This is a genomic window from Duganella sp. GW821-FHT07F09 (assembly GCF_059418705.1).
This window is the reverse complement of sequence record NZ_JBWKQJ010000017.1, coordinates 23,799-45,409: the sequence shown is the minus strand read 5'-3', so window position 1 is coordinate 45,409 and position 21,611 is coordinate 23,799. Positions and strand designations below refer to the sequence as shown.

General features: G+C 58.2%; 23 protein-coding genes and 1 pseudogene. 4 read left to right on the top strand and 20 right to left on the bottom strand.

All coding sequences use genetic code 11. The features are described from left to right. Positions 1 to 115 precede the first annotated feature (115 nt). The 13 genes from AC07P1_RS30770 to AC07P1_RS30710 form a co-directional block, all read right to left on the bottom strand. Positions 116 to 394: a hypothetical protein gene (locus AC07P1_RS30770; RefSeq protein WP_494699399.1), complete on the bottom strand. Its 279-nt coding sequence runs from the start codon at positions 392 to 394 to the stop codon at positions 116 to 118. Between the two features lie 442 nt (positions 395 to 836). Continuing rightward, entirely contained in the window at positions 837 to 1,367 is a 531-nt protein-coding gene (locus AC07P1_RS30765; protein WP_494699398.1) for a hypothetical protein, read from the bottom strand. A 12-nt stretch (positions 1,368 to 1,379) separates the two neighbouring features. Next, the gene (locus tag AC07P1_RS30760) at positions 1,380 to 3,554 is read right to left on the bottom strand and encodes a DotA/TraY family protein (protein ID WP_494699397.1); all 2,175 of its coding nucleotides are present in this window, start codon (positions 3,552 to 3,554) and stop codon (positions 1,380 to 1,382) included. Then, positions 3,551 to 4,096 (bottom strand): hypothetical protein, encoded by a 546-nt coding sequence (locus tag AC07P1_RS30755; protein ID WP_494699396.1) that lies wholly within the window; start codon positions 4,094 to 4,096, stop codon positions 3,551 to 3,553. The genes AC07P1_RS30760 and AC07P1_RS30755 overlap by 4 nt, the downstream gene beginning before the upstream one ends. 3 nt (positions 4,097 to 4,099) lie before the next feature. After that, on the bottom strand, positions 4,100 to 5,317 hold the full coding sequence (gene traW / locus AC07P1_RS30750) for a conjugal transfer protein TraW (protein WP_494699395.1): 1,218 nt from the start codon (positions 5,315 to 5,317) through the stop codon (positions 4,100 to 4,102). Next, positions 5,314 to 8,376 carry a putative type IV secretion/conjugal transfer ATPase gene (locus AC07P1_RS30745; RefSeq protein ID WP_494699394.1) on the bottom strand — a complete coding sequence of 1,021 codons (3,063 nt, stop codon included), beginning with the start codon at positions 8,374 to 8,376 and terminating at the stop codon, positions 5,314 to 5,316. Before AC07P1_RS30745 ends, traW begins: the two co-directional genes overlap by 4 nt. Before the next feature lie 10 nt (positions 8,377 to 8,386). After that, positions 8,387 to 9,130, bottom strand: coding sequence for an HNH endonuclease (locus AC07P1_RS30740; RefSeq protein WP_494699393.1), 744 nt, complete (start codon positions 9,128 to 9,130; stop codon positions 8,387 to 8,389). Positions 9,131 to 9,178: 48 nt separating this feature from the next. Beyond that, positions 9,179 to 9,646, bottom strand: a complete 468-nt coding sequence (locus tag AC07P1_RS30735; RefSeq protein ID WP_494699392.1) for a DUF6750 family protein — start codon at positions 9,644 to 9,646, stop codon at positions 9,179 to 9,181. 17 nt (positions 9,647 to 9,663) lie between these two features. Further along, the gene (gene traQ, locus AC07P1_RS30730; protein ID WP_494699391.1) at positions 9,664 to 10,197 is read right to left on the bottom strand and encodes a conjugal transfer protein TraQ; all 534 of its coding nucleotides are present in this window, start codon (positions 10,195 to 10,197) and stop codon (positions 9,664 to 9,666) included. Positions 10,198 to 10,206: 9 nt separating this feature from the next. Further along, a complete protein-coding gene (locus AC07P1_RS30725) occupies positions 10,207 to 10,893 on the bottom strand; it encodes a hypothetical protein (RefSeq protein WP_494699390.1) in 687 nt (228 codons plus the stop codon). A 29-nt stretch (positions 10,894 to 10,922) separates the two neighbouring features. Continuing rightward, on the bottom strand, positions 10,923 to 12,098 hold the full coding sequence (traO, locus tag AC07P1_RS30720) for a conjugal transfer protein TraO (RefSeq protein WP_494699389.1): 1,176 nt from the start codon (positions 12,096 to 12,098) through the stop codon (positions 10,923 to 10,925). A 9-nt stretch (positions 12,099 to 12,107) separates the two neighbouring features. Then, the gene (locus AC07P1_RS30715; RefSeq protein ID WP_494699388.1) at positions 12,108 to 13,199 is read right to left on the bottom strand and encodes a DotH/IcmK family type IV secretion protein; all 1,092 of its coding nucleotides are present in this window, start codon (positions 13,197 to 13,199) and stop codon (positions 12,108 to 12,110) included. Between the two features lie 11 nt (positions 13,200 to 13,210). After that, positions 13,211 to 13,945 (bottom strand): DotI/IcmL/TraM family protein, encoded by a 735-nt coding sequence (locus tag AC07P1_RS30710; protein WP_494699387.1) that lies wholly within the window; start codon positions 13,943 to 13,945, stop codon positions 13,211 to 13,213. 315 nt (positions 13,946 to 14,260) lie between these two features. Here AC07P1_RS30710 and AC07P1_RS30705 point away from each other — a divergent pair, with 315 nt between their 5' ends. Continuing rightward, on the top strand, positions 14,261 to 14,629 hold the full coding sequence (locus AC07P1_RS30705; RefSeq protein WP_494699386.1) for a hypothetical protein: 369 nt from the start codon (positions 14,261 to 14,263) through the stop codon (positions 14,627 to 14,629). Between the two features lie 132 nt (positions 14,630 to 14,761). Here the strand turns inward: AC07P1_RS30705 and AC07P1_RS30700 are convergent, their stop codons facing one another. The 7 genes and pseudogenes from AC07P1_RS30700 to AC07P1_RS30670 form a co-directional block, all read right to left on the bottom strand. Beyond that, complete coding sequence (locus AC07P1_RS30700; protein ID WP_494699385.1) at positions 14,762 to 15,598, bottom strand: DNA-binding protein; 837 nt, start codon at positions 15,596 to 15,598, stop codon at positions 14,762 to 14,764. A gap of 662 nt (positions 15,599 to 16,260) precedes the next feature. Next, positions 16,261 to 16,838, bottom strand: a pseudogene (locus AC07P1_RS30695) (ATP-binding protein); the annotation flags it as partial. 9 nt (positions 16,839 to 16,847) lie between these two features. After that, positions 16,848 to 17,258: an IS3 family transposase gene (locus AC07P1_RS30690; RefSeq protein WP_494699384.1), complete on the bottom strand. Its 411-nt coding sequence runs from the start codon at positions 17,256 to 17,258 to the stop codon at positions 16,848 to 16,850. Between the two features lie 51 nt (positions 17,259 to 17,309). Next, the gene (locus tag AC07P1_RS30685) at positions 17,310 to 17,441 is read right to left on the bottom strand and encodes a hypothetical protein (protein ID WP_494699383.1); all 132 of its coding nucleotides are present in this window, start codon (positions 17,439 to 17,441) and stop codon (positions 17,310 to 17,312) included. Beyond that, on the bottom strand, positions 17,432 to 18,034 hold the full coding sequence (locus AC07P1_RS30680; protein WP_494699382.1) for a 3-keto-disaccharide hydrolase: 603 nt from the start codon (positions 18,032 to 18,034) through the stop codon (positions 17,432 to 17,434). Before AC07P1_RS30680 ends, AC07P1_RS30685 begins: the two co-directional genes overlap by 10 nt. Positions 18,035 to 18,170: 136 nt before the next feature. Further along, on the bottom strand, positions 18,171 to 18,539 hold the full coding sequence (locus AC07P1_RS30675; RefSeq protein ID WP_494699381.1) for a hypothetical protein: 369 nt from the start codon (positions 18,537 to 18,539) through the stop codon (positions 18,171 to 18,173). After that, positions 18,539 to 18,841 (bottom strand): hypothetical protein, encoded by a 303-nt coding sequence (locus AC07P1_RS30670; protein WP_494699380.1) that lies wholly within the window; start codon positions 18,839 to 18,841, stop codon positions 18,539 to 18,541. Before AC07P1_RS30670 ends, AC07P1_RS30675 begins: the two co-directional genes overlap by 1 nt. Positions 18,842 to 18,940: 99 nt before the next feature. On the opposite strand from AC07P1_RS30670, the gene AC07P1_RS30665 reads away from it, so the two are divergent. The 3 genes from AC07P1_RS30665 (at position 18,941) to AC07P1_RS30655 (ending at position 21,605) form a co-directional block, all read left to right on the top strand. Continuing rightward, positions 18,941 to 19,204: a helix-turn-helix domain-containing protein gene (locus tag AC07P1_RS30665; RefSeq protein WP_494699379.1), complete on the top strand. Its 264-nt coding sequence runs from the start codon at positions 18,941 to 18,943 to the stop codon at positions 19,202 to 19,204. Between the two features lie 153 nt (positions 19,205 to 19,357). Continuing rightward, the gene (locus AC07P1_RS30660) at positions 19,358 to 20,743 is read left to right on the top strand and encodes an MFS transporter (protein WP_494699378.1); all 1,386 of its coding nucleotides are present in this window, start codon (positions 19,358 to 19,360) and stop codon (positions 20,741 to 20,743) included. A gap of 10 nt (positions 20,744 to 20,753) precedes the next feature. Continuing rightward, positions 20,754 to 21,605 carry an aldo/keto reductase gene (locus AC07P1_RS30655; RefSeq protein WP_494699377.1) on the top strand — a complete coding sequence of 284 codons (852 nt, stop codon included), beginning with the start codon at positions 20,754 to 20,756 and terminating at the stop codon, positions 21,603 to 21,605. Positions 21,606 to 21,611: the final 6 nt, after the last annotated feature.

Sequence of the window (21,611 nt, the reverse complement as noted above, 5' to 3'; positions counted from 1 at the left end):
CTCGCGTTAGATTTCCTTGTTTTGCATATAGGCCTGTATGTAGAATAGGGTAGGCGCGCCAAGGGTATTTGTTTTTTCGCAAACGGATGCGGATGCGTGAGGTTTAGTCGCGTCGCTAGATCGGGGTGCCGAGCGGGCCGAAGAGGACGAGTTCCAGATCGCCAGAAATGGCAATGTCGACTTCAAAGGCTCCGCTCAGGCCGTCGCGTGCCGGGACCATATTGACAAGCAATCGTGGGGCGTTTCCTTCTTTGATGGACTCGATGGCGCCAACGGCCAACGCGTTATGGAAGATCAGGCCCCGGACTTTCAGATGTGGTTGTCTGTTGATCTCGATCTGGTCTATCCCGAGGATGCGCACGTCGTCTGCGCCAGCAATCGTTCTATGGGGCATAAAATCCTCTGTTCATGATGGCGTGGTGACCGTAAAGAATCCAATGGCATCGACGTAATGGGGATCTGCGTCAGGGCGGGGGCGGGAAGCGCCGCGCCCGCACACGCGACGCTCTAGCCCCGGACTGTATTCTCGTATCCGCAGCCGTTGCTGAAGCGGCCGGTTTGGTTGTCGGCGATTGTTCCTGCTGGGCCTGATTCGATGATGCATCGCCGGGTTGAGACAACAGCCGGCCGTCGATCCTGCCAAGTGCCGTCGCAGTGTCAATTGCGAGCTTCCGCAAGGCACGCGGATCGCTGCCGTTTTCTAGTGTGGCCATCAACGCGATGTACGCATGTTCACCAAGGCTAGTCCTGTTCCGGGCCGCCATGATTTCTAAAATCTTCGTCCAGTGCCGAACCGCTGTTTCATGCATGGCTCCCTCCCAAGGCGACTCAATTCACTAGAATTGCATCGCGTAATTTAGCTTGGCGATGATCTCATCCTTCTTTTTACGAGGAATCTGGAATTTGATTGAAGGAAAATCGAAGCTATTGAACCGAATTGTCAAAAATGTGAAGTTGTGGCCTTCCTCGATATACCAGCCCTGATAGAATTCCATCGATTCGCATCTGGCAATGCCGGTCTTCATATCGACGATAACCATAACGTTGTCTGCGGGTGCCATTCCAAGATATTCGGTTGTGCCACAGCCATGAAGTTCAAAGCGAGGAGCGAATCCCTTCGGCGCGACGGCCCTAATTTTGGATGACAACGCGATGCGGCTCTTCTCCACCCAGACCTTAAGCAGGAGATAACCGCTGAGTAATCCAAACACGATTTTTGCCGCAATGGAAACACCAACCATTTTATCGATGCGCGTGTCTACAGCCACTTCCCAGAGTACGTAGACGAGGACCGGAACAAAGATCAACGCGGCCAAGAAATACAGCATTCCGAAGACCTGGACGATGTTGTGTACAACGTTTCGCATGATATCCTCCGTTCATTTTTTTATTCCTGAGCCTGGTCTCTCGGTTTTTCCTTTGTCTGCTCCTTGGCCTCGCCGTAAATGCTCCAGCTTGTGGGAAAGAACATTTACGTAGTTCTTGACCGCCTCGCCGGCATCGCGACCAAGCGATGACGAGGCTGTTCCTCCGACCCAATTGATTACTTGGTCTGGAACGATAAGAACCAGGTTGAAGCAGCTATGGATTAAGGTAAGGCTGACCGAGAAATAGACGTACAGGAAACCAAGCATGCTGACGAGACCGGTTACGGAGTCGAACTGGACGTTGGCAACTGCGATTCCATAAATTTGGTTCAGGAAAGTGCCTCCCACCACCATGCAAGCTCCTCCGCCAAAGAAGCCTACCACCATGAGGAAGGGACGCACTATGACATTTAGCACGAAGATGTAACCATGCGCCGATCGTGCACCCATGCCTTCGCCCTCGCCGTCGAGGTGGGTCATCGCCCAGAGCGGGGCGGCAATGATCGCTTCCAGGACGACGACGAGCCAGTTGATGATTGCGCCGAACCACACGATGAATGGAACAAGCGGGAGGTAGATCGAAAGCCCCGCGCCGATTAGGTACATCGGGATCACAATCATCAAAAAAAACGGGCTGAGTCCCTCAATCGTTCCTTTCGCAAGATTACCTGCTCCGGTAACAGCGTTCAGAACCAAGGCTGGGGCACTAATGCCCGTTGCGACCGAGGCGACCCCGTGAAGTGCAACATATCCGACTGTCGCGGTCTCGGCTGTGGCTAACGTATAGTCGCCCAGGTTCTTCATCTTGATCAAGGGGTTTGTTGTACCTCCACCGACCGCACTGAGATCCATGCTGGTCATGTAAGAGACGATTTTCTGGCCTGAGTTGGAGAACATCGAGCCGAGGAGCTTGTTCGTATCCGTGCTCGCCGTGCCCACAGACTGCCCCATCGCAAACGAATCAGGGGACGTCGCTTGCTGAGTCTTGTAGGCGCGCATGATCGCGTCGCGGACGCTGGCGATGCCCTGGTCGCCGGCGAAGCCCTCGCCGAATGTTTGTGCTTTCCCGGCCACGGCGTTGGATAATTTGCTGTTCGCGTGAGCGAAGGTCTGATACCAAGCGCCCAGAGTCCACCAGCCGCCATCCTTGATCTTGTCGCTTAGATTGCTTGCCAGTAAACCGATGTCGCCCGCGCGTGTGCCGGCTTCCTTGTTCACGTACTTTTCGTACTCTCTGGCGGCTCGATCAATGGAAAGGTTCGCGTCTGGTATGGTGACGATGTCGCCATTCATTTGTTTTAGCACGGCGTTGGTAAAGTCCAGTGAATCCTTCAGGATCGTTCCTTGCAGGGACATGAGCGCGGTCAGGTGTGCATTGTAGACTGTGCTCGTGTCGATGGTGCCTCCCAGCCAACTGGTCGACGCTGGGACTGGCGATAACTTGGATTGGTCGATCATTGCGCCGCCACATACCTTCGCGCCATTTGGGCGTTTCAGGATAAAACCATTGGCGGTTCCGAATTGCTGGACGAACTCATCGGGAAAATCGAAACCGCCGGCGCTGCCCGCCATCGCAAGACCGGCGTTGATGGAATGCATGCATAGGTTTTGCTCGAAGACCGTTCGGGCGAGAGTCACGGTACTGGGCATCGCGGGCTGGACGATCATGCCCGTTCCATCGCCAAAGGCGGCGATCGCGCCATCGGTGCCCAGGTTCGCGATCCCTACGCCCAACAGTGATGCCGCCCACAGCATTAGCAGCTGCGAGAGGGCCCAGCCGTTCGCCGTCGGTACAAGCGACGCCAAGCCCCATACCAGGCGGACAGGGCCCCATAGTGTGTGGTTCGAGCGTTCATAGATGGTGCCGTCATGCGCGATCTTGGTCAGGTTGCGGAACCAAATGTAGCACGCGAACATGGCTCCGATGACCAGAAGCGCGCCATTTGTCGTCTGGAACAGCACGGCGAGGATAGTGTCGCCGCCTCCCGTGCCGCCGCTGGCGAGCGGGTTATTGACTACGTCACCGAAGATCGAGACGAGCGCCTGGCGGCTCTTGTCGCCGGACCGCTTGGCGGCATCGCTTATCGTGCCAAGTGTCGTTCCATCGGCGGCCAAGGCAGGCAGCGCGGCCAATGTGAGTATCGCGATGAGTCCGGGTAGTTTAAATATCCTCGATCGTGTTTTCATGATTCGTCTCCCCGCTTGAATCCTAACTCCGGGTCGAGGACCTGCCAGTACCAGCCGTCGATCTCTCGCATAAAATCCCGCAGCCCACCATGCTCCTCTTTCGAGAGGCGCCGCATACGCAATTGCCATAGCCGTAGCTGCGCGGACAGGCTGGCCATGAAAAAGAGCGGCAGGCACGAAAGCAGGGTTGCTATGCCGAGCAGGTTGCCCTTTGCGATCGCGTAGCCGGCCATGATGATGAACGCTGCGCAGGTTCCTATCGCCAAGCGCTTCTGCCGCAGGAATCGTTTTTCCAGGGCGACGATGCTGGGTGCGTCGGCCGGCCGGTTTCTCATCATTTCGTCGAACGATCGCAACGAAGGCGGCCCCACGGATGCGTTGATTTTGTCTCCGCGCGCCAGCTCCCTAATGTACAGAATGTTTTCCTTGTGCTGCTGCTTTTGCGCATTCAGTTGTCGAACACTCCCCCGTATCGCGGGCCATGGCCAGAGAAGGTGAAGCGTAAGCCGACCCATGCTTCTGCCGATCTGTCTGAGGCCCATGATCTAGCCTCCTGTGTGACCGGGAATGGAACGGTATTTCTGGGCCAGGATCGATTCGAATTCCTGTCGGGCGGAGCTCGACAGAATCATCCCGTTGATCATGTTGCCTTTTTGAACTTCGTGCTTTAGTGACAGGAGCAGCCAGTTGCTCAGCGCCGCGACGCGAATTTGCTCCCGCAACAGGTTATCGCCGCTCATGCCCTGCAGGTCGGTCTGGTAGGCCAGGTTGGCGTAGCGCCTGCCTACCTCGAACGATTCAAATTCGCGGGTCGACATGGTTCCCGTAGCCTTCGCCTGGGTGGACGCGACCAGGCTGAAATAGGCGTTGGCCGAAGCGGCCAAGAGTGCCTCCTTGAGGAGCGCCTTTGTCACCGGGTTTGGCTGGCTGTCCGCGATGCGCTGCTCCTGCGGGTCGGCGGCGGCCGACTGAATGGCGTTGTATTGATTCATCAGGCCTATGTACTGAGTGCCGGCCATCGTGTCCGCCTCCGCCTTGCGCAACTGCGGACCTATCGAGCGGCGCACCGTATTTTGGACATACATGCGCGCGGCGTCGGTCTGATCTTGGTTGAATGTAAGGTCAGGATTTTTTTCGTTCGGACCGGCGCCTATCAGGATGCTGTCAAAGCGCTTGTCCGCCCCGGGCATGTTGGTGGCGACGGCGGGGCAGCTCTGCGAGCCGCCATAGGCCGCGTGGTCGTCATAGTCGCAATACTTCGAGTGGATCCTTGCCGCGCGCGCGGCGTCAATTCCCTGCGTGACAGGTGGTGTATTCAGCGCCTGGGCGACGCTGGCGTTGGTCACTGCGGCCCCGCCACCAGCTCGAATCGCGCTTTTGGCCGTACGGGCGAAATCAGAGATTTGGGTCGCTGATCCAGAACCGGACTCGGCACAAATGCTGGCCGGAATATCGTAGCGCTGGCGGGCGTCCTCGAACCTGCGGCTGGTTTCGTGGGCAATGGCGAATTCGCGCTCGACCTTGGAGGTCGCTTCGATTGTGCTTGCGACCTTTTGGCCGTTCTGGTTAATCGCTTGCCCGATGTTGTTGAGCAGCAGGTTCATGCTGGAATTGAGCGAGACCACCGATGCATTGACCAGGTTGACGGCGGCCAGCACGGCTGCGTCGAGCACGGGAAAGCCGGTCGCCGACGCCGGTGCGGCCTCGAACATTCCCACGACAAGGAGCGCTACGGCGCTGGCTTTTAATCTAATTCCGTTCATAGGAGCTCCCATTGTTTTTGCTGTTGTTTGGCATGTGCCAGCATGAGCTTGTCGGCGAGTCGTTCCACCACGCTGGTATTGTCAAGAGCAATAGAATCAGCGCGCATTTTCTCGATCGTTTCCATCGCGGTGCCTAGCGGGAAATGCTGTGCCAGCAGCTTGCGGGCGGCGTATGGGCCGATGCGCTTATAGAGGCGCGTACGCAGGGCGACGTCTTCAAGGGTGGTTGAATATGCCCATAGCTCGATCGGCCCGACGGTATTTGTCAGCAACTGCACGATGAATCCCACCTTGGTCTTGAAGAGTGCAAGGAAATTTACGCCGTCCGGCCCCGGCCCCCGGCATTCAAGCTGTAGTTGCCGGATCGCTTCTTCGGAAACCTGGAAGCGCTCGCGCAAGATGTCCTCATCTGCCTTGTTCCCCCCTCGCATGACATAGACCGAAGTAGCGGCATTAAGCAACTCGTCGGGATGGTCGGATAGGTATTGCGACGACAGCACTATGCGGATTCCCCATTTTCGACCCTCGCGGCCGTCCTTGATCCACATGCCGACCAAGGCCGCCTGTCCGTTCGCGTTGTGGGTCTCGTCGTAGGACATGATCTTGATCTCGTCCTGCACGTCCGCTATGCGTTTAAGGTGATATTCGCGGTAGAGGTCCGGAATCACCGGCAGCAGTACCTCGTCGCGCAGGAAATAGTTCTTGGCGGCGAGCTGGCGCGCGAACATGTACATGATGGCCGTCCTCAGGCATCCCTCGGGGCTGCGGCTACCGATCACGTCGTTCAGGTCAATCGACAGGACACGTGTCTGGCTGTCCATTTCGAAACGGGTCCGCCCACTGAACATGGCGTAACTGTTGCCGGCGACAGTCAAACAGCGGTACATGTAGATAAGTACGAGCTCCCCGTTGCCGTTGATTTTCGCATCGCCGAACAGGTGCTTGATCGATTCGTCGTGAAGGAATGCCACAAAATCGGAAAGCACTGGAACTGCCTGGCGCTGTGCTATCGATGCCTCCTTGATGTGGCCAGCGGCAAATAGCATGTCCGTGACTTCGTACCAGGTCGCGTCCGACCACCATGCCTCGTCATGCGCGTTGCGCAAGCCGGTTGCGTCGAGCATCTGATCGATTTCAGTGATCACATGCGGTTCGTACAGATTGGCACCTTTGCCGGCACGGGTCTTGTATGCGATGGCGATAAGCATCTCGGCCACGCGGGCGCAATCGGATGGCGCTTGGCGTTTCTCGGGATCGGTGCATAGCAGGGTCAGGAAGTCGACCAGGAACTCCTTTTCGCGCAAGGTCGGCTTGCGTGCGCCGAGCTGGGTGTCGAATGGGTTGACGGCGAAGTCCGCGGAGTTCTGAAGGCGCAGGTAGGCCGCTTCTGATTTTCGGTGCTGGGGCAGCGAATCCTGAAGCTGCTGGATTGTGCCGGACGACGACGGTCCGACCTCGACATTGGTCATCAGGGGCAGGCGGACGTTGCCGGCGTTATGGATGGCGGCGTTGCTCATGGAATTGAGCAGACCGGATTTTCCTGAGCCTGGCGTCCCGGTGAGCAATTCGATCCATGTATCCTGCAAACGGTTGCCAAGCTGAATCGGATAGATCTTGCCATCGGGCGTGCGCACGGGCAGATTGCCATGGCGACCCCATGGCGTCGCCGGACGCTGCAGCGGCAACATCGTCAAGGCGTCTGGAAGCGGAGGTACCAGTCGGTTGGCGACGTTCTTGGTGGTGAACGCGGGAATCGTTGATGCCCACGCGGCGATCGGATCGCCGTGCACCGACGTGGCTTGACAGTTCCCCCATGCCTGAATTGCCTTTTCAAGGACCGCCAGCCGGCGGCGGGTCTCAGTTTCGTCGCGAGACCACGTGGACACGGTCACCTTAAACGAGCAGATCGGATCCTCCTTGCTGCGTTCGGTTAGGTCGACAAAGGATTGGCGGATCTGCTGATTGCTGGGCAGCAGGCCCACAAACGCCACCAGCACTTGGCGTGCACGAAGTTCGTTCAGACCACCAGGGCTCAGGTCGTAGCGGATCCGCCAAGCGATTTCCCGATCCACGGTCTCTAGCAGGGATTTGAAGGGGAGGGGATCCTGTGGGCCAAGCTCCATCGAAAGATTGCCATGCCAAAGTTCATCTGTCTTGATCAACTCGCCCTTGGTGATGAGATCGTTCGTGCAGATCTGGTAGCCGATTCGTGGAGGGACGAGGTCGGACGCATCATGTTTGTCTTCGCGTCCGTGCGCGGAGAATTTGTCACCCGGAAGAACTGGACGGTATTTTTGCGAAGTCCGCTCGCGGTTGACCATTATGCGTACCGCTTTGATGGCCTCGTGCGCAGTCATCTGACTGAGCATCACGCCAGGGCGTCCGTTGGCGCCGCATCGTTCGAGGTCGCTTTTGACCCGGTCGATCATCGTGTCGTGCCGATACTTGAGCGCCATCAGGATCGAGGCTGGATTTTGACCGTATTCGATACGCGGCAGTTTATGTTCCCTCGCTTCATTGGCCCGCTTGTTCAGCTCGCGCTTGATCTCGTCCTTGTTCATGACGTGCATGTGTGTGTACACGACAAGTAAATTCTGTTCCCATGCAACCAACGGCGCGTTGCGCATGACGCGATCAAGAATAATATCCTCGGAGGTGATGCCTAGGCGGCGGGCGGCGCTGATCTGCGGCTCGGCGAGGCGCATTAATTCGTCTAGCGCCCGTTCCGGATCGCGCTCAAATGCGAACGTCAGGGAATGGCCATGTCGACGCATGTAGCCGTTTTGTTTGACACGTAGATTCTCGATCATCGCGGAGAATTCATCTTCTGAGACAATTTGGTAAGTCCCCTGCACATCGAATACGGACAGCAGACCGTTGCTGTTGGATACCAGCGTATAGGGGTCTTTCCAGTTGGGATGGCGCTTTATATCATCGGTCGTCAGTCCGATTGCGGTCGCCAGTTCGCAGTAACCCGCCAAGTCCCGGCCGATCATGTACTTGGCAAAGTAGGCGAGTACGTCTTCTACCGCTCCCACCGTGTTTTCTAGAAAACTCATTGTGAAATCCTCACAGTGGCGCGTTCATGATGCCGTGGTAGACGCTCGCCCAGCCGCTGGCGGGATAGCGGGAGTAGGCATCGCTCATCCAACTGGTTGCAGCGCCGATGCACAGGCGCGGGTTTAAGGCGACGCCAAGGCCATCGAAGACGATTTCGCGAAAGTCGCGTTCATTCGCGGGCTGGCGGATTAACGCATCGGAGAATACGGCGGGATCGTATGTCCCCCAGGCGCGTTCTGCATAGTCGCGATGAGAGGCAAGCCAGTTGAGTAGTTTCGTGGCATCGTTGCGGACGTCGGCGTCGTCCGATTGCAGCGCGACCATGATGGTGCGCTGCAGATGATTTATGTCCTGCGGGCTCAGACCGGGTAGATATACTATGGCCGCGTCTCCTGTACCCAGTTCGCCCAGATGTTGCCATCTGTGGCAAAGGAAATCGACGGTGCGCAGATTTTCCATCCGCACATCGTTGTGGTTGTCGTTGAGATTGTGCACTTCGTTAGCGCGCGAAGGGACGCCGCAGAAGTAGCAGCGATAGTTATCCCTTGCGAGGACCGATTGCTTCAATTCTGGCGTAGTGAACGTTGTTGTCGTGGGTTCGCATGCATTACCCGATCGATCACCCCAAACGCGGCTCTTGGTTGAAAACGTCAGAGACGGCAAAGGCGGTAGCTCGAAATTGGCGCCAAGAACGTCGCTAACCGTTTCGGCCACCTGGCGAGTGCTGTCCAAGTTGTCAGATAGGTTCTTCATGGTGTTGCTGGGGCAGGTTAGCACCCACCCCCTCCTAGCAAGTGTGTATTAGTTCGGTACGACACCATGATCAGTAGCCGACACGCCGACCGTTTCACCGGCTTTGATCATCATGAATCCCGTTGCGCCGAGCGCAGCCCCGGCGAGAATAGGAATGAAGATCTGGCTTCCCTTTATGTGGCTTTGCTCGCCCTCCTTACCCTTGCGCCACCAGTTGTAGCCGCCAGTCCCGGACACGGCGAAGCCGGCGGCGGCGAACAACTTGCCGAGGCTTTCTTTGATCGAGGTCCCTTGGGTTGCAGCGGTATCTACCATGCCGGCGATACCGTCGCCAGGGGCGGCGTGCGCGGATGTCGCCAGTAACAGGCCGCAGCCCGTGATCACCGCACTGGCTAACATCAGGTTGCGCTGGCGGGGAGTGTGGGCGTATGTACCTGCTTTCGCCAGCAGCGCGAGATGAGCGGAGTAGCAGCGCATGCCAATCCAATCCCATACCGAATTTATTTGCGCCTTCATTTTCAGTTCCTCCATGGTTACCAAAACAAGTGAAAAGATTGCCGAAACCGTTCAATGGTCTCGGCGATCTGCACAATGAGCACGCCGCCTGTCATATGGGTCAGCGCGCGCCAGACAACATCGTCCGCGCCTTGGGAGGACTGGCCTTCCACTGACGCTTTCTTGAGGAGGAGGAGTCCCCTGAAGAAATAGAAGCCGCCGGCGACACTGGCGATCGACAGGGCGGCGTTGATTGCATCGGCAAATTTTCCGAAATCGGTCGGCGTGGCGTAAGCTACCGGGCCGTAAGTGATCGTTCCCGCGGCAAGGGAATTCCAGGCCTTGTTAATGAAGATGGATAGGTTCAACATCAGGCCCGCAATGATGATGATCGGTAAAATATCCCCGGCCGTCACCGGACTTTGACCCGGCAAGCGAGAGGCCCGTGCCATCCGCAATAGTGCGGTGCCGACGTATACTGTTCCTACAAGCGCGCCAAGCACCCAAAGGAATTTCCACATGGCTTCCGGGAAGTCCTTTGCGAACGTGATAATCATGTCGGCGAGATCCATGATTCACCCTTAGCGAATGACGCCTTGAGATGTCATGACGCGACGCTCACGCGCGTCGATGCTGACGATCGCGATTCCCTTGACCGTATCGCCGGCTTGGACGACATAGGTGCGCTCTTCATCCTGTATCCAGGCCTGCCCTGTGTAGACGGTATTGAGCGAGAATTTTGTGGTTGCAGGCCCGATGGTTGCCGCCGTGAGTTGGGCGCGCTGGGAAACTGTATGAGCGCGGCGTGGCAACGATTTGGATCGGGGCTTTGTTGCCGGCGGCTCGGGAGGCAGTGGCCGGGCGAATGGGGGCGATGGGGGATAATCGTCGACCGATTTCTGTTGCATCGGCAGTGCCGCTGGTTCTGCTGGCGTCGGGACAATCGACGGCACGGGCGAGGAGATGGACGGGAGGGCGTCAGGAGTTGCGGACAACATTAGGCGGGATGCAGATTGTGTTGTAGTGGCACCCTCTGAAAACACGTAGGGCCATCCAATCCAAACCATGGCGGCGGCCGTGGCGGCTAGGCCGAAATGTATCGGCTTGGCTCTTTTAGCGAGTTCCGATAGGCGAGGCTGAGACAGCGATGGCTCGTTCGGCAGGCTGCCTGCTTGCTTGTCAACTGCTTCGGTCCTCACGATGCCCTCCATGTCGAAGATGTCGGGCGTCAGTTGAGGGGACGCATGAGGTTGCGAATTGGTGGTCATGACGAATCTCGCTTTCAAATGGAGATTGCTTAGGGTGACTTGTTTGGCGACGCGAGAGTATCTGCGGCCTGTCCAGTTGCTTCGGAGGAGCTGAATACGGGTTCCAAGAACATAATTCCAATGGTCTCTTTACGGGCGACGATTATCTGTTTTGTAGGAGTCTGCGCGGCTTCTTGGGTAAGCACCTGGCCGGCTTGCTGGGCCGCCCCGCCGAGGATCGTGCCCACGACCGCCTTGCCGCTTGGCGGGCCATTCTGAGACCGTACAACCGTGCCGAAGGGTGTCACGACCGTTTGCGTGTCAGCCTGTTCAAATAGTTGTCCGGCACGACCTAGCCCCAAGGCCAATGCGGGAATGATGATGCGGGAAAAGTAACGATGGTTGACGTCACCCGACAGCGCGCTGCGCAGCGAATCCTTGTCGAGGGCCTTCGCGTTGATCTTGTATGTGTGACCCTTCCATTTCATGGAAGTGAACGTCATGTCCACGGTATTGTTGATCCTCTTGTAACCCATAGCAAACACCGTGGCGCCCTCGTAGTCGCCGCTGGGGATGAAGGCCGAGATGATGGAGTTTTCATCGGTGTCGATCTCCGTTTCCAGTATCGCGGGGATTGGCACGAAGTCGTCGACCAGCTTCTGTGGTATGGCGACGCCAGCAGGCGTGCGCGCTCCGCCAGTGTTCTGTGCGGCCACCACCGGGCGCGTGGCTTCGCCGGCATCGCCGACACGACCGTCCGTGTGCGATGTCGCGGTCCAATTTACCATTAGCGCCTGGGCTTGATTGTTGATGAGTTCACGGTGTTTCTGGTCGACCTGCGGCGCGCGTGCCGCAACCTGTTGCGGGGAAGAGGCTGGTGGTGTCGGCTGTGCCGTCGGCAACTGGTTCTGCGTCCGCTGTGCCGCCGACGCTCCGTGCTCTGGAACAGCGCTGCTGCGTGAGGACATTACGGAAAGGTAGGTGTCCCCCTTTTCCTCCGCAGTTACGGCGTTTTTTTTATTGTAGTGATTCAGGACATCGCTGTAGTGCTCGCTTTCCGCTGCCGGGGTGCCATGGCTTTGCTGGATCGCCACAGCGCTCGATTGTTTGGCAGCGGCAGCTTCCCGATAGGTCGCGAATATATAGCCGATCGCGAGCAGCGCAACAGCGGCGCCGACCAAGAGAACTTTGCTTTGTCGACCGATGTCGGCCTGTATGGTACTCATCGGGCACTCCTAGTCGATGTCCAGTTGGAACGTGACCGACCGTCCGAGGTCGGAGAGCGTGATAAAGGGCGTGGGCGATAGCCGGTAGACGCGCGTCCCGTCACCCGACGCGATGGTCTGGTCGAAGGCTGTCTGGATGTCGTGCGTCGTCCGAACATACAACGTGCCTTCGAACTGCCATACGCGGGTTCGGGCCGGTATTTCTCCTTGCGGTGTCAACAGTTTGGCTTCCTTTGGCGGCAATCCGTCGAGGAACTGCTGCATGGTGGTGTCATACAGCGCGATCTTGTCGGGGCCGACCAGCGGCGCTTGCGCGTTGGGCCCGCGCCCAGGCACACGCAGGTCGAGCCGATAGTCAACGGTGCGGCTCTTTGTCTTCGAGTCTGGTTCTCCGCTGACCAACTTAATAACGATCGGCGTGGCGAAGCCTTGAAGCATCACGACCAAATTGCCGTCCTCGTAAGCGGACAGGGCTGAGATTACGACGGTCGCGGTCCCTTTAAGCCATTCTGGATCGAAGGACCGGTTATCGGAAACGCGCGGTGCAGCCGCGAGAGGCCATGGGGCGCCGGTTGCATCCACAAACAACAGCGTCGAGACTTCTCCAGGCATCGTGCGCACAATTGGAAGCGCTCCGCCTGGCGACAAATCAAGCGAGATGCTGCCTATGTGGGGAACCGCGCGAACAGGTTTGAACGCTTTTGCCTGACGAGTTTGTTCCAGTTGCTTGCGCAACTGGATGATTTCGGATGGGGTAAAGGGCGTGACAAGAGATTCGGCCTGGCTAAGATTGGTCGGCGGAGTCAAAGGGGGCAGCGGTGCAACGCCGTTCTGTGACGCCGGCGCTTGCTGGCCGCCGTTGTAGCTGGCCGGCGCCAAACCCGACTGCTGGGTCGACTGCGCCTGTTGTGCTTGCGGCGGCGCTGGAAACCCGCTGTCCTGTGTCGCACGAACCCATTGCGCCGTCGCAGGAGTCTCTTGCGTACGCGGCTGAGCGGGCACCGGCGACGCTGGAGTTGGCGCGGATGGCCAGTTAGCTGGCGCCTGTGCCGCTGCTACACCGGTGGCGAAGCTCAGGAAAAACAGTAATTGGCTTTTCATGAAGTCTCCAATCAGAGCGGTTTGGTGATAATCTGACCAACGCCGATTCCCTCGATGGAGTCGAGAGTCGATACGCGCTCAATGCGAACCGTCGCTAGGAAGCGCTGGACAGGAAGCTCGGATGTCTGGCCCGCAAGCTTGACCTCGATGGGTAGTTCCACAAACCAGACATAGTGACCGTCCTCAACGCCTTCCTTGGTCAGTACGCCGGTGCTGGATGAGATCGACATATTCATACGACGCTCGCGGACTGAATCGAGGACACCTGACGCCTTGAGCGAATCAAGAAAAGATTTAAAGCCTGCCTTGGTGTAGCTGGAACGCGTATCTTCCAGTTGCTGGCGAAAGTTCAGGAAATCTAGCGTGAACGAACGATTCATTGTGTCCTTCGCATATTGGATGACGTCGGCGGTCTTGCGGTAAGGTCGCGACAGGGGAATCAACGGAAAGAGGCGGCCGTTGTCAGTCGCGAAGTATTCGCGCTCGGGATGAGTCGCACACCATCCCAAATAGAGATTGCCGGCCAGAGACAGCAACAGCCCGATAAGAACCAGGAAGCTCAGTTTGACCAACGCGCCGGCGATTGCCTGGATGTGTTTGCGTTCGCTGGCTGCTTGCACGGCTGGCTCCACCGCATCATTGGTGCGATGCAGGTGCAGCAGAAGAGCTTCCAAGTCGCGCTGGGGAATACCCATCGGATCCGGTAGGTCTGGGTCACGCTCTGGAAGGTTCGGGATGGTCTGCATGGCTTCCTCTTAATTTTGTGGAGCGGCCTTAATACAAATCAGTTTAGTGGTTCGTCTACCGTAGCGATTGAGCGGCGTCAAAGAGGAGTGCACTTCACAGCAAGGGGACGCTGTTCAATTTTGTGATTTCCATCAAGTGAAAATGGCAAATCAACAATTTATTGATATTGGTTAAATCGCAATGTATGGTTGTAACTTATTGTTGTGTTGTTAATTTTTAGCCTCTCATGAGCACCTTGTGCCGTATCAATCGACCGCGAAATAGTCCGGCGTGTCTTTTTGCCGGTGCCGCGGAAAACTAGGGAGAAATCAATCATGGAAACGAAAGCGCAATGCGCGATACATCAGGCGATTGTCCGTTTGACAGCCGAGATCCAGAGAATCCGGCAGGCCCAGAGTCTGATAGCTAGGGCGGACCGAGCGTTGAAGGACGACCGCGACGATGTATTGCGCAAAATGGGATTTGGTAGCGAGCACATCAAGGAGCTGAAGCAGTCCGTCGCACTATCGAAGAGTTCCGCGTTCCCAAAGTTCGTCAGGCGCAACAACGCCGCGACGGTCGGCTACCTGAGACGTGAGGTAGCAACTTTGCAGCGCCACCTGTGCACCTGCTCGGCATGCATCGCAAATGCTGAAAACGAGTCGCCGCTATGTGCCAACTCAGGCGAGTCCGGGGCCGTTTAATACCTACCAATAGGCCATGAGAGAAGGTGGGGATCGGCTCGAATCATGGTTCCGATATGCTTACACAGGCGGAGTTTGCATTTGTTGCTGCGGCTGATTAATGCGCGGCCCACCGATTTGCCGGCACGTTATTCAGTTAACCGCTTCTCCGTCTGGCTTCTTGCGTGAGCGAGTCCGTTGTGCCCCAGGCATCTGCTGCTCGGCCAGCCCGTCGAGCTTGCCACGCAGTGCTGCCGCTTCCTCTCGTGCCTTCGCTAGCTCAGATCGCGTCGTCGTCACTTGTAACTCCATGCTCTGCCTCTCTCTGGCTAGGTTCGCATGCAGATCGGCGATCTCGCCTTTGTGAGCGAGGCGCATTGCATTCAATTCTCCGGTGGTCAACGTCAGCGATGCATGCGCTTGATCAAGTCCCGTGCGAAGGTCGTCGGCGCGTCTCTCGATTTCAATGATCCGCGCCTCCGCATGCATAGCTGCGGTTTTGGCAATGTCGGTTTCATGGACAGCACTGTCCCGGTGCTTTTGCGTTTCCTTGGCATCGACTCGAATGCGTTCAATTTCTGCGCGGAGTCGTATTACTTCGACCTGTGTCGCCTCCTGTTCAGTAGCTTGCGTCTCGTAGGCGCTTGCCATCTGCTCGCGGAGCGCTTCCGCTTCGGTCCGTTCCACATCCCACGCTGTCTGGGCGGCACGCAGCGTTTCGTTTGCCAGTGCAACTGCTTCGGACCAAAGTGTAACGAGCGCTGCGGCGCTCGATTGTTGTAGGGTGCTCGGCACCTGCACGGTCATCGGCACAATTTGCGTTGACTGTGAGCGGCGCCACGCTCTCATGCCGACGCTCGCGTCGTTCATGTTCACCTTCGCGAACTTGCGCACAGCGTCGACCGTGGGAAACGCCTGCTGACCGGCCTCTTGGTATAACGCATCGGCGGCGCTGAAGATGCGATTTTGAATGCTGGGTGAGATTTCCATTCTGTCGCTCCTGGTTGGACTAAGGACAAGAATATCAATACAAAAGTGATGACCATTGAGGTATGTCTAATGGGCGGGTAATAATAGGAATAATGGCATCTTCTTATTCCTATTTATCCAAGCGGATTCACCAACACGGCCTCCCCTGCGTGACCAGGCGCGAGGCGTCGTTGAACGGCTACACTGGATAACCTCGCGCAGTCTCCCCATCGTCCGTCACGAGCTGGCCGTGCTTGACGTCTGCGCGAGATCGCGCCGGCCGACCCGACCGCGTAGCTGTGCTAGCCGTTCATGCGAGCAATGCGTTGGCCTGTCATTAGGCGGTGTTTGGGCGAGGACGTGAGCGACCAGATCGACATCTGCCGGTAACTGCGCGGGTATGAGCACGTGCGGTTTAAATGCGCTTTGCGCCACTGCGGCGACGATTTTTAAGGGGCGGCTTGGTAGGTGTCGCTGTAAAGGCGCATATAGGCGCCGTCGGCCGCGATCGGCGCGATGGGCCGGTCCAGCAGCAGCGCGCTCAGCTGGTCGGTATATTCGCGTGACTCACGCTTGCTGACGAAAGTCGCGCCGTTGCCGAACGGTCACGATGGGTATTGAGGTGGACTGGCGCTCAATACGAAACGGTTGTTGATTCTTAGGGTTTGTTCTTTCGTTGAGTCGAACTCCACGAAGGGGCGGTTGGCGGTCACGACAGTGCTATGGCCCTGGTAGCGCCGGCTGATCAACTCGAACAGCAGGTCGGCGTGGCGGTTAGAGAATAGGTAGCCGACCTCGTCAATTGCCAGGATGTCAGGCTGGGCATAGCGCCGCAGGCGCCGACGCAGCGTTGAATCGCTGTCGAGCGGCCAGCTCGCTAAGCATCTGGCTGGCCGACGCGAACAGCACCGTATGCCCCTTCACCAGGACCGGATGCGCCACGTTCATGGCCAGCGTCGATTTGCCCACGCCGTTGGGGCCGAGGAGTACGACATTGCTGGCGTCCTTCATGAAGGATAACGACATCAGTTCCTCGATGGCCGCGCGCTCGATGCGTTTGGGCCAGGTCCAGTCAAAGTCCGCCAACGCCCTGAACTTGCCAAGGTGGGCGTCGCGCAAGCGGCGCGCCTGCGAGCGGCGGGCGCTCGTCCTCCTTCCATTGGATCAGTGGTGCAACCCAATCGGCCGTGCCCACTTCGTCCCAGTGTCCGAGCAGCCCGTTCAGGCGCAGCTCCAGCGCGGACGCGCATTTGCTTAAGATTGTTCTTGCTCATCGTCGTTCGCTCCCTGGCTCAGTTGGTCGTGCCTGTCGAGCCGGTGCGGCGGCACCGGCGTGTCCTTGCGTCGCACATGCTCCGGTAGCACCAGGGCCACCGGATGTCCGAGACATAGGCCATGTTCGGCGCTGCCGGATTGGACCGGCGAGCCAGCACGTTGGCTGTGATGGCAGATCGTGCTTGCTGCCGGTAGTGTGGTCGAATTTACGCTTCCAGACCGGTTTTAAGCTCGCTTGGCGCATCAAGCGCCGAATCTTGAAGCGCCCGATCGTGACGCCACGATTTGCCAGCTCTATGAGCATACGGCGGCTCCCCGAATTCTCCTGGTCGATCCATGTCTGCTCGCCATCAAATGACGGCGAGCGATGCCGCGAGAAATCGCTTGGCGCACCGTGTTTCGTCATTTGATCGTCATCGGAATCTCCATGTGGAAAAGTTAACAGAACAGGGCGAAGTTAACAAGAAAAATTGTGGGTAATCACAAGGACCATTTTGCCGTTTACCAGTTGGCGCGAGTTCGTCATGCGCAGCACCTCGTGACCATTGACGATGCGGAGCAGCGTTTTGCCGTCGGCGATCACTTCCATCGTGTTCCACTCGCAGCTGGGCTTTTCGAATTGTCCTTCTTCAGGATGCGCGCCTTGATATCGGTGCGCAGCGGCAGGGACGGCCCGTAGCGGTAGAACTTCCAGTCACCCTGGTTTGCATCGCCGGCATACGCCTCGACCGCCACGCCGTCGAGGCTGTGGTCGTCGGCGCAATCACCTTCCTGCAATTGGAACTCGTGGCTGCGCATCCAGTGCCCGTCCTGCGCGCCTTCCTCGTCGACCGCATAGTACAGCAGGCCGCTATCGCGCATGTCGTTCTCGTGCGGCGGCCACTTCTTGACGCCCCATTTGAACTCGAATTTCAGGTGGAAGTTTTCGTATTCGTCCAGCGTGGAGACGCTACCCCATTCCTCGCCCGAGACGCGCAGCATGCCGTCGATCACGGAAAACACCCGGCGCTGGTCGTTGTCCACCCCGCGCACCGAGGTCGGCGTCTTCATGCCCTCGGCGGTCGGCTGCATGCTGACGTAGGTGCTCCAGCCGCCCAGATCCTTGCCGTTGAAGAGCGATTTCCGCGGACCGGCTTTGGCGGCCGACGCCGCGCAACTCAGCGCGAACAGGGCGCCGAGCAAGGCCGTTTTGGTGAACAGATTCTTAATATCGTTTCGTCTCCTTTTTGGGAAAAAAACGAATCTACCACGCATCGCCGGGGATGGGGTCGAAAGATCCGGTATTGCCGATTCTGTTATAAAAATCTCCGAAGTTTTGTCACCGCCGGCCGCCCGCATACATGTCGGCGTATTGCAGACCGAAGTACAGGATGAAGGTGTAGCAGGCGGCCGGTATGAAGAATGAGCATTGTAGGCCGATCGCGTCAGCCAGCGCGCCTTGCGTGAGCGGCATCAGCGCGCCGCTCACGATCGCCATGCATAGCAGGCCGGAACCTTGGCCCGTCATCGGACCGAGCTGGTTGAGCGCCATGCCGAAGATGGTCGGGAACATAAGGGAGTTGAACAGGTCCACCCCAATGAGCGCCCACATCGCCAGCGCGCCGTGGCTGAAGATCGCCGTCACCACCAGCGCGACCACTGCGGCTGAGTTGATGGCCAGCGCCTTGCCCGGGCTGACTGTGCGCATCACCGCGAAACCGATGAGGCGGCCCACCATCGCGCCGCCCCAGTAATAGCTGACATAGTGGGCGGCATCGGCATCGGCATCGGCGGCGCCAGCGACGCGACCTGCGGCTCGCCAACGAGATTGATCAGGAAGCTGCCGATGCAGACCTCGCCGCCCACATACAGGAAAGTGCCGATTGTACCCGGCATTAGGTGGTGCTGCCGAAACACCTCGCTCCAGCCGATCACCGCTCCGGTGGCCGCGTCGCCCTCGGGGGCGTTGATCTTCGGCAGCCTGGCCAGCGCGAACAGCACCGCCAGCACCCGCAAGGCGCCGGCCCGCGCTAGTGTAGTACTTGCGAAATAATTGAACTATTTGCAAATTGCTTTTATTGGATCATTCCTTTCGGTCCGAGGTGAATGATGCTGGAAGCACTGCCAATCAAACTGAGCGATGAACAACGCCACGAACTGGAGTGCAGGGTTCGTTCGCAGACAATCGATGCGCGTGCCGCGAGGCGGGCGCGCAGCATCCTTCTTGCCGTTGACGGCACCGGTAATCACGAAATTGCACGGCGCCTGGAGATCAGTCGCAACCAGGTAATTGCTTGGCGCAGCCGATTCGTTCAGGAAGGATTTGGGCGATCGAAACCGACCGGCCGCGCAGCGGGCGCAAAGCCTGGATAGATCTTGCGGTACTGACAGGGGTGTACTAAGTACAGGTATTAAAAAACATAATTGATGAGTTGTGCTTATAAGCACATCCCGATATGGCCTACTTATCGTACGAATCGGATTAGCCTACAGTGTCTCCTTGAGTCACTGTCTGAGAATCTTCGTATGTCTACATCCTCCGCAACGCCGCACAAGACGGCCATCCTTGCCATCATCCTGGTCAGCTACGTGATGATTGTGCTCGACACGTCCATTGTGCTCACCGGTTTACCTAGCATTCATCGCGATCTAGGCTTCACGGATAACGGCTTGGCTTGGGTCCAAAGCGCTTACACGCTCACTTTTGGCGGCTTCCTGTTACTGGCAGCGCGCGCTGGCGACATCGTGGGTCGGCGTCGCATGCTGGTGCTGGGTTTAGCGGTGTTCACGCTGGCCTCGCTCGTGATCGGTATGGCGTCCTCTCCGGGCTGGATGGTAGGCGCGCGCGCAGTGCAGGGGCTTGGTGCCGCCATCCTGGCGCCGTCCACGCTGGCGCTGCTGCAAACCACGTTTGCCGAAGGCGCCGAGCGAACACGCGCCGTGTCGTATTACAGCGCCGTGGCGGGAATTGCCGCCAGCGTAGGACTGGTGCTAGGCGGAGTGCTTGCAGAGTGGCTGTCGTGGCGCGTGGGCTTCTTTATCAACCTGCCGATCGGCATCGCCATGGTCTCGGCGGCGCTACGCTATATCCACGAGAGCCCGCGCAGCAACGGCCACTTCGACGCCATCGGCGCGCTCACGTCCACCACCGGCATGAGCGCGCTGGTGTACGGCCTGATCCACTCGGCCAGCGCTGGCTGGCTCGATTCAACCACCCAAGGCGCGGTGGCGGGCGGGGTACTGCTGCTGGTCGCGTTCATCTTCAACGAACATTACGCGGCGCAGCCGATCATGCCGCTACGCTTGTTTGCGGTGCCGGCGCGCGCGGCGGCCTATGGTGCCCGCGTGCTGTTTTTGGGCGCTATGATCGGTTTTTTCTTTTTTACCACCCAGTACCTGCAAACGGTGCTCGGTTACCGGCCGGCGATCACCGGTCTGGCATTCCTGCCTATGACAACCGTCAATTTTGTGGTGGCGCTGCAAGTGCCGCGTTTTACCGCCCGGTTCGGCAACGGCCGTCTGCTGGCCGCCGGCCTTGCGATTTGCGCGGTCGGCATGGCGTGGTTGAGTCAGGTATCGGCCAGCCACAACTACGTGCTGTCGGTGGCGCTGCCGATGGTATTGATCGGCATTGGCCAGGGATTGACATTGAGCCCATTGACTGCGGCCGGGATTGTGGGCGTGCCGGCCCAGGATGCCGGCGCGGCGTCGGGTGTGGTGAACGTGGCCCATCAGCTGGGAAATTCGCTGGGGCTTGCGGCGCTAGTGGCCGTCGCGGCTTATGGAGCGGATGCCGCCACCGGTACGACGTTGTTGCTGCACCGTGTAGATACCGCATTGACCTGTTCCGCCGGCTTGCTGGTGCTAGCGTTGTTGCTGGTAATGACTTTTATTTTCCAACGTAAATATTAAGGAGTAAATCATGGATTATGTGATCCTCAATAATGGCGTTAAGATGCCTCTGCTGGGCTATGGCGTGTTCCAGATCCCCGATCCGGTCGAATGCGAGCGCAGCGTGATCGACGCCATCGACTCCGGCTACCGCCTGCTCGATACCGCCACGTCATACATGAACGAAGCGGCGGTGGGGCAGGGCGTGCGACACAGCGGCGTGGCCCGCGACGAGCTGTTCATCACCAGCAAGCTGTGGGTGCAGGACACCGGCTACTACAACACCAAGGCCGCCATCGACAAATCGCTACAGCGCCTGCAACTCGATTACCTCGACCTGTATCTGATCCACCAACCGTATGGGGACGTGCATGGCTCATGGCGCGCGATGGAAGAGGCCTATCGCGCCGGCAAGCTGCGCGCGATCGGCGTCAGTAATTTCCAGCCCGACCGCTTGATGGACCTGATCGCCTTCAACGATGTGACTCCTGCGGTCAACCAAATCGAGGTCAATCCCTTTCACCAGCAGCATGAGAGCGTGGACTTCATGCGGGAAAACGGCGTGCAGGCCGAGGCGTGGGCCCCGTTCGCGGAAGGCCGCAACAAGCTGTTCCACAATCCGGTGCTGGCGGATATAGCTATTCGGCATGGCAAGTCCATCGGCCAGGTGATCCTGCGCTGGCTGGTGCAGCGCCAAGTAGTCGCATTGGCTAAGAGCACGCGCCGCGAACGCATGGCTGAGAACCTCGATGTATTCGATTTTCAGCTCGACAGCGAAGACGTGTCCCGCATCGGCACGCTGGAGACGGCCACCAGCAGCTTCTTCTCGCACCGCGATCCGGCCATTGTCAAATGGATGAGCGAACGCAAGCTCGATATCTGAGGGGAT

Bases quoted from the DNA above. Each gene is read 5' to 3' on its own strand.
- AC07P1_RS30770 (WP_494699399.1), bottom strand. From the start codon at position 394: ATGCCCCATAGAACGATTGCTGGCGCAGACGACGTGCGCATCCTCGGG.
- AC07P1_RS30765 (WP_494699398.1), bottom strand. From the start codon at position 1,367: ATGCGAAACGTTGTACACAACATCGTCCAGGTCTTCGGAATGCTGTAT.
- AC07P1_RS30760 (WP_494699397.1), bottom strand. From the start codon at position 3,554: ATGAAAACACGATCGAGGATATTTAAACTACCCGGACTCATCGCGATA.
- AC07P1_RS30755 (WP_494699396.1), bottom strand. From the start codon at position 4,096: ATGGGCCTCAGACAGATCGGCAGAAGCATGGGTCGGCTTACGCTTCAC.
- traW (WP_494699395.1), bottom strand. From the start codon at position 5,317: ATGAACGGAATTAGATTAAAAGCCAGCGCCGTAGCGCTCCTTGTCGTG.
- AC07P1_RS30745 (WP_494699394.1), bottom strand. From the start codon at position 8,376: ATGAGTTTTCTAGAAAACACGGTGGGAGCGGTAGAAGACGTACTCGCC.
- AC07P1_RS30740 (WP_494699393.1), bottom strand. From the start codon at position 9,130: ATGAAGAACCTATCTGACAACTTGGACAGCACTCGCCAGGTGGCCGAA.
- AC07P1_RS30735 (WP_494699392.1), bottom strand. From the start codon at position 9,646: ATGAAGGCGCAAATAAATTCGGTATGGGATTGGATTGGCATGCGCTGC.
- traQ (WP_494699391.1), bottom strand. From the start codon at position 10,197: ATGGATCTCGCCGACATGATTATCACGTTCGCAAAGGACTTCCCGGAA.
- AC07P1_RS30725 (WP_494699390.1), bottom strand. From the start codon at position 10,893: ATGACCACCAATTCGCAACCTCATGCGTCCCCTCAACTGACGCCCGAC.
- traO (WP_494699389.1), bottom strand. From the start codon at position 12,098: ATGAGTACCATACAGGCCGACATCGGTCGACAAAGCAAAGTTCTCTTG.
- AC07P1_RS30715 (WP_494699388.1), bottom strand. From the start codon at position 13,199: ATGAAAAGCCAATTACTGTTTTTCCTGAGCTTCGCCACCGGTGTAGCA.
- AC07P1_RS30710 (WP_494699387.1), bottom strand. From the start codon at position 13,945: ATGCAGACCATCCCGAACCTTCCAGAGCGTGACCCAGACCTACCGGAT.
- AC07P1_RS30705 (WP_494699386.1), top strand. From the start codon at position 14,261: ATGGAAACGAAAGCGCAATGCGCGATACATCAGGCGATTGTCCGTTTG.
- AC07P1_RS30700 (WP_494699385.1), bottom strand. From the start codon at position 15,598: ATGGAAATCTCACCCAGCATTCAAAATCGCATCTTCAGCGCCGCCGAT.
- AC07P1_RS30690 (WP_494699384.1), bottom strand. From the start codon at position 17,258: ATGACGAAACACGGTGCGCCAAGCGATTTCTCGCGGCATCGCTCGCCG.
- AC07P1_RS30685 (WP_494699383.1), bottom strand. From the start codon at position 17,441: ATGGAAGTGATCGCCGACGGCAAAACGCTGCTCCGCATCGTCAATGGT.
- AC07P1_RS30675 (WP_494699381.1), bottom strand. From the start codon at position 18,539: ATGCGCACAGTCAGCCCGGGCAAGGCGCTGGCCATCAACTCAGCCGCA.
- AC07P1_RS30665 (WP_494699379.1), top strand. From the start codon at position 18,941: ATGCTGGAAGCACTGCCAATCAAACTGAGCGATGAACAACGCCACGAA.
- AC07P1_RS30660 (WP_494699378.1), top strand. From the start codon at position 19,358: ATGTCTACATCCTCCGCAACGCCGCACAAGACGGCCATCCTTGCCATC.
- AC07P1_RS30655 (WP_494699377.1), top strand. From the start codon at position 20,754: ATGGATTATGTGATCCTCAATAATGGCGTTAAGATGCCTCTGCTGGGC.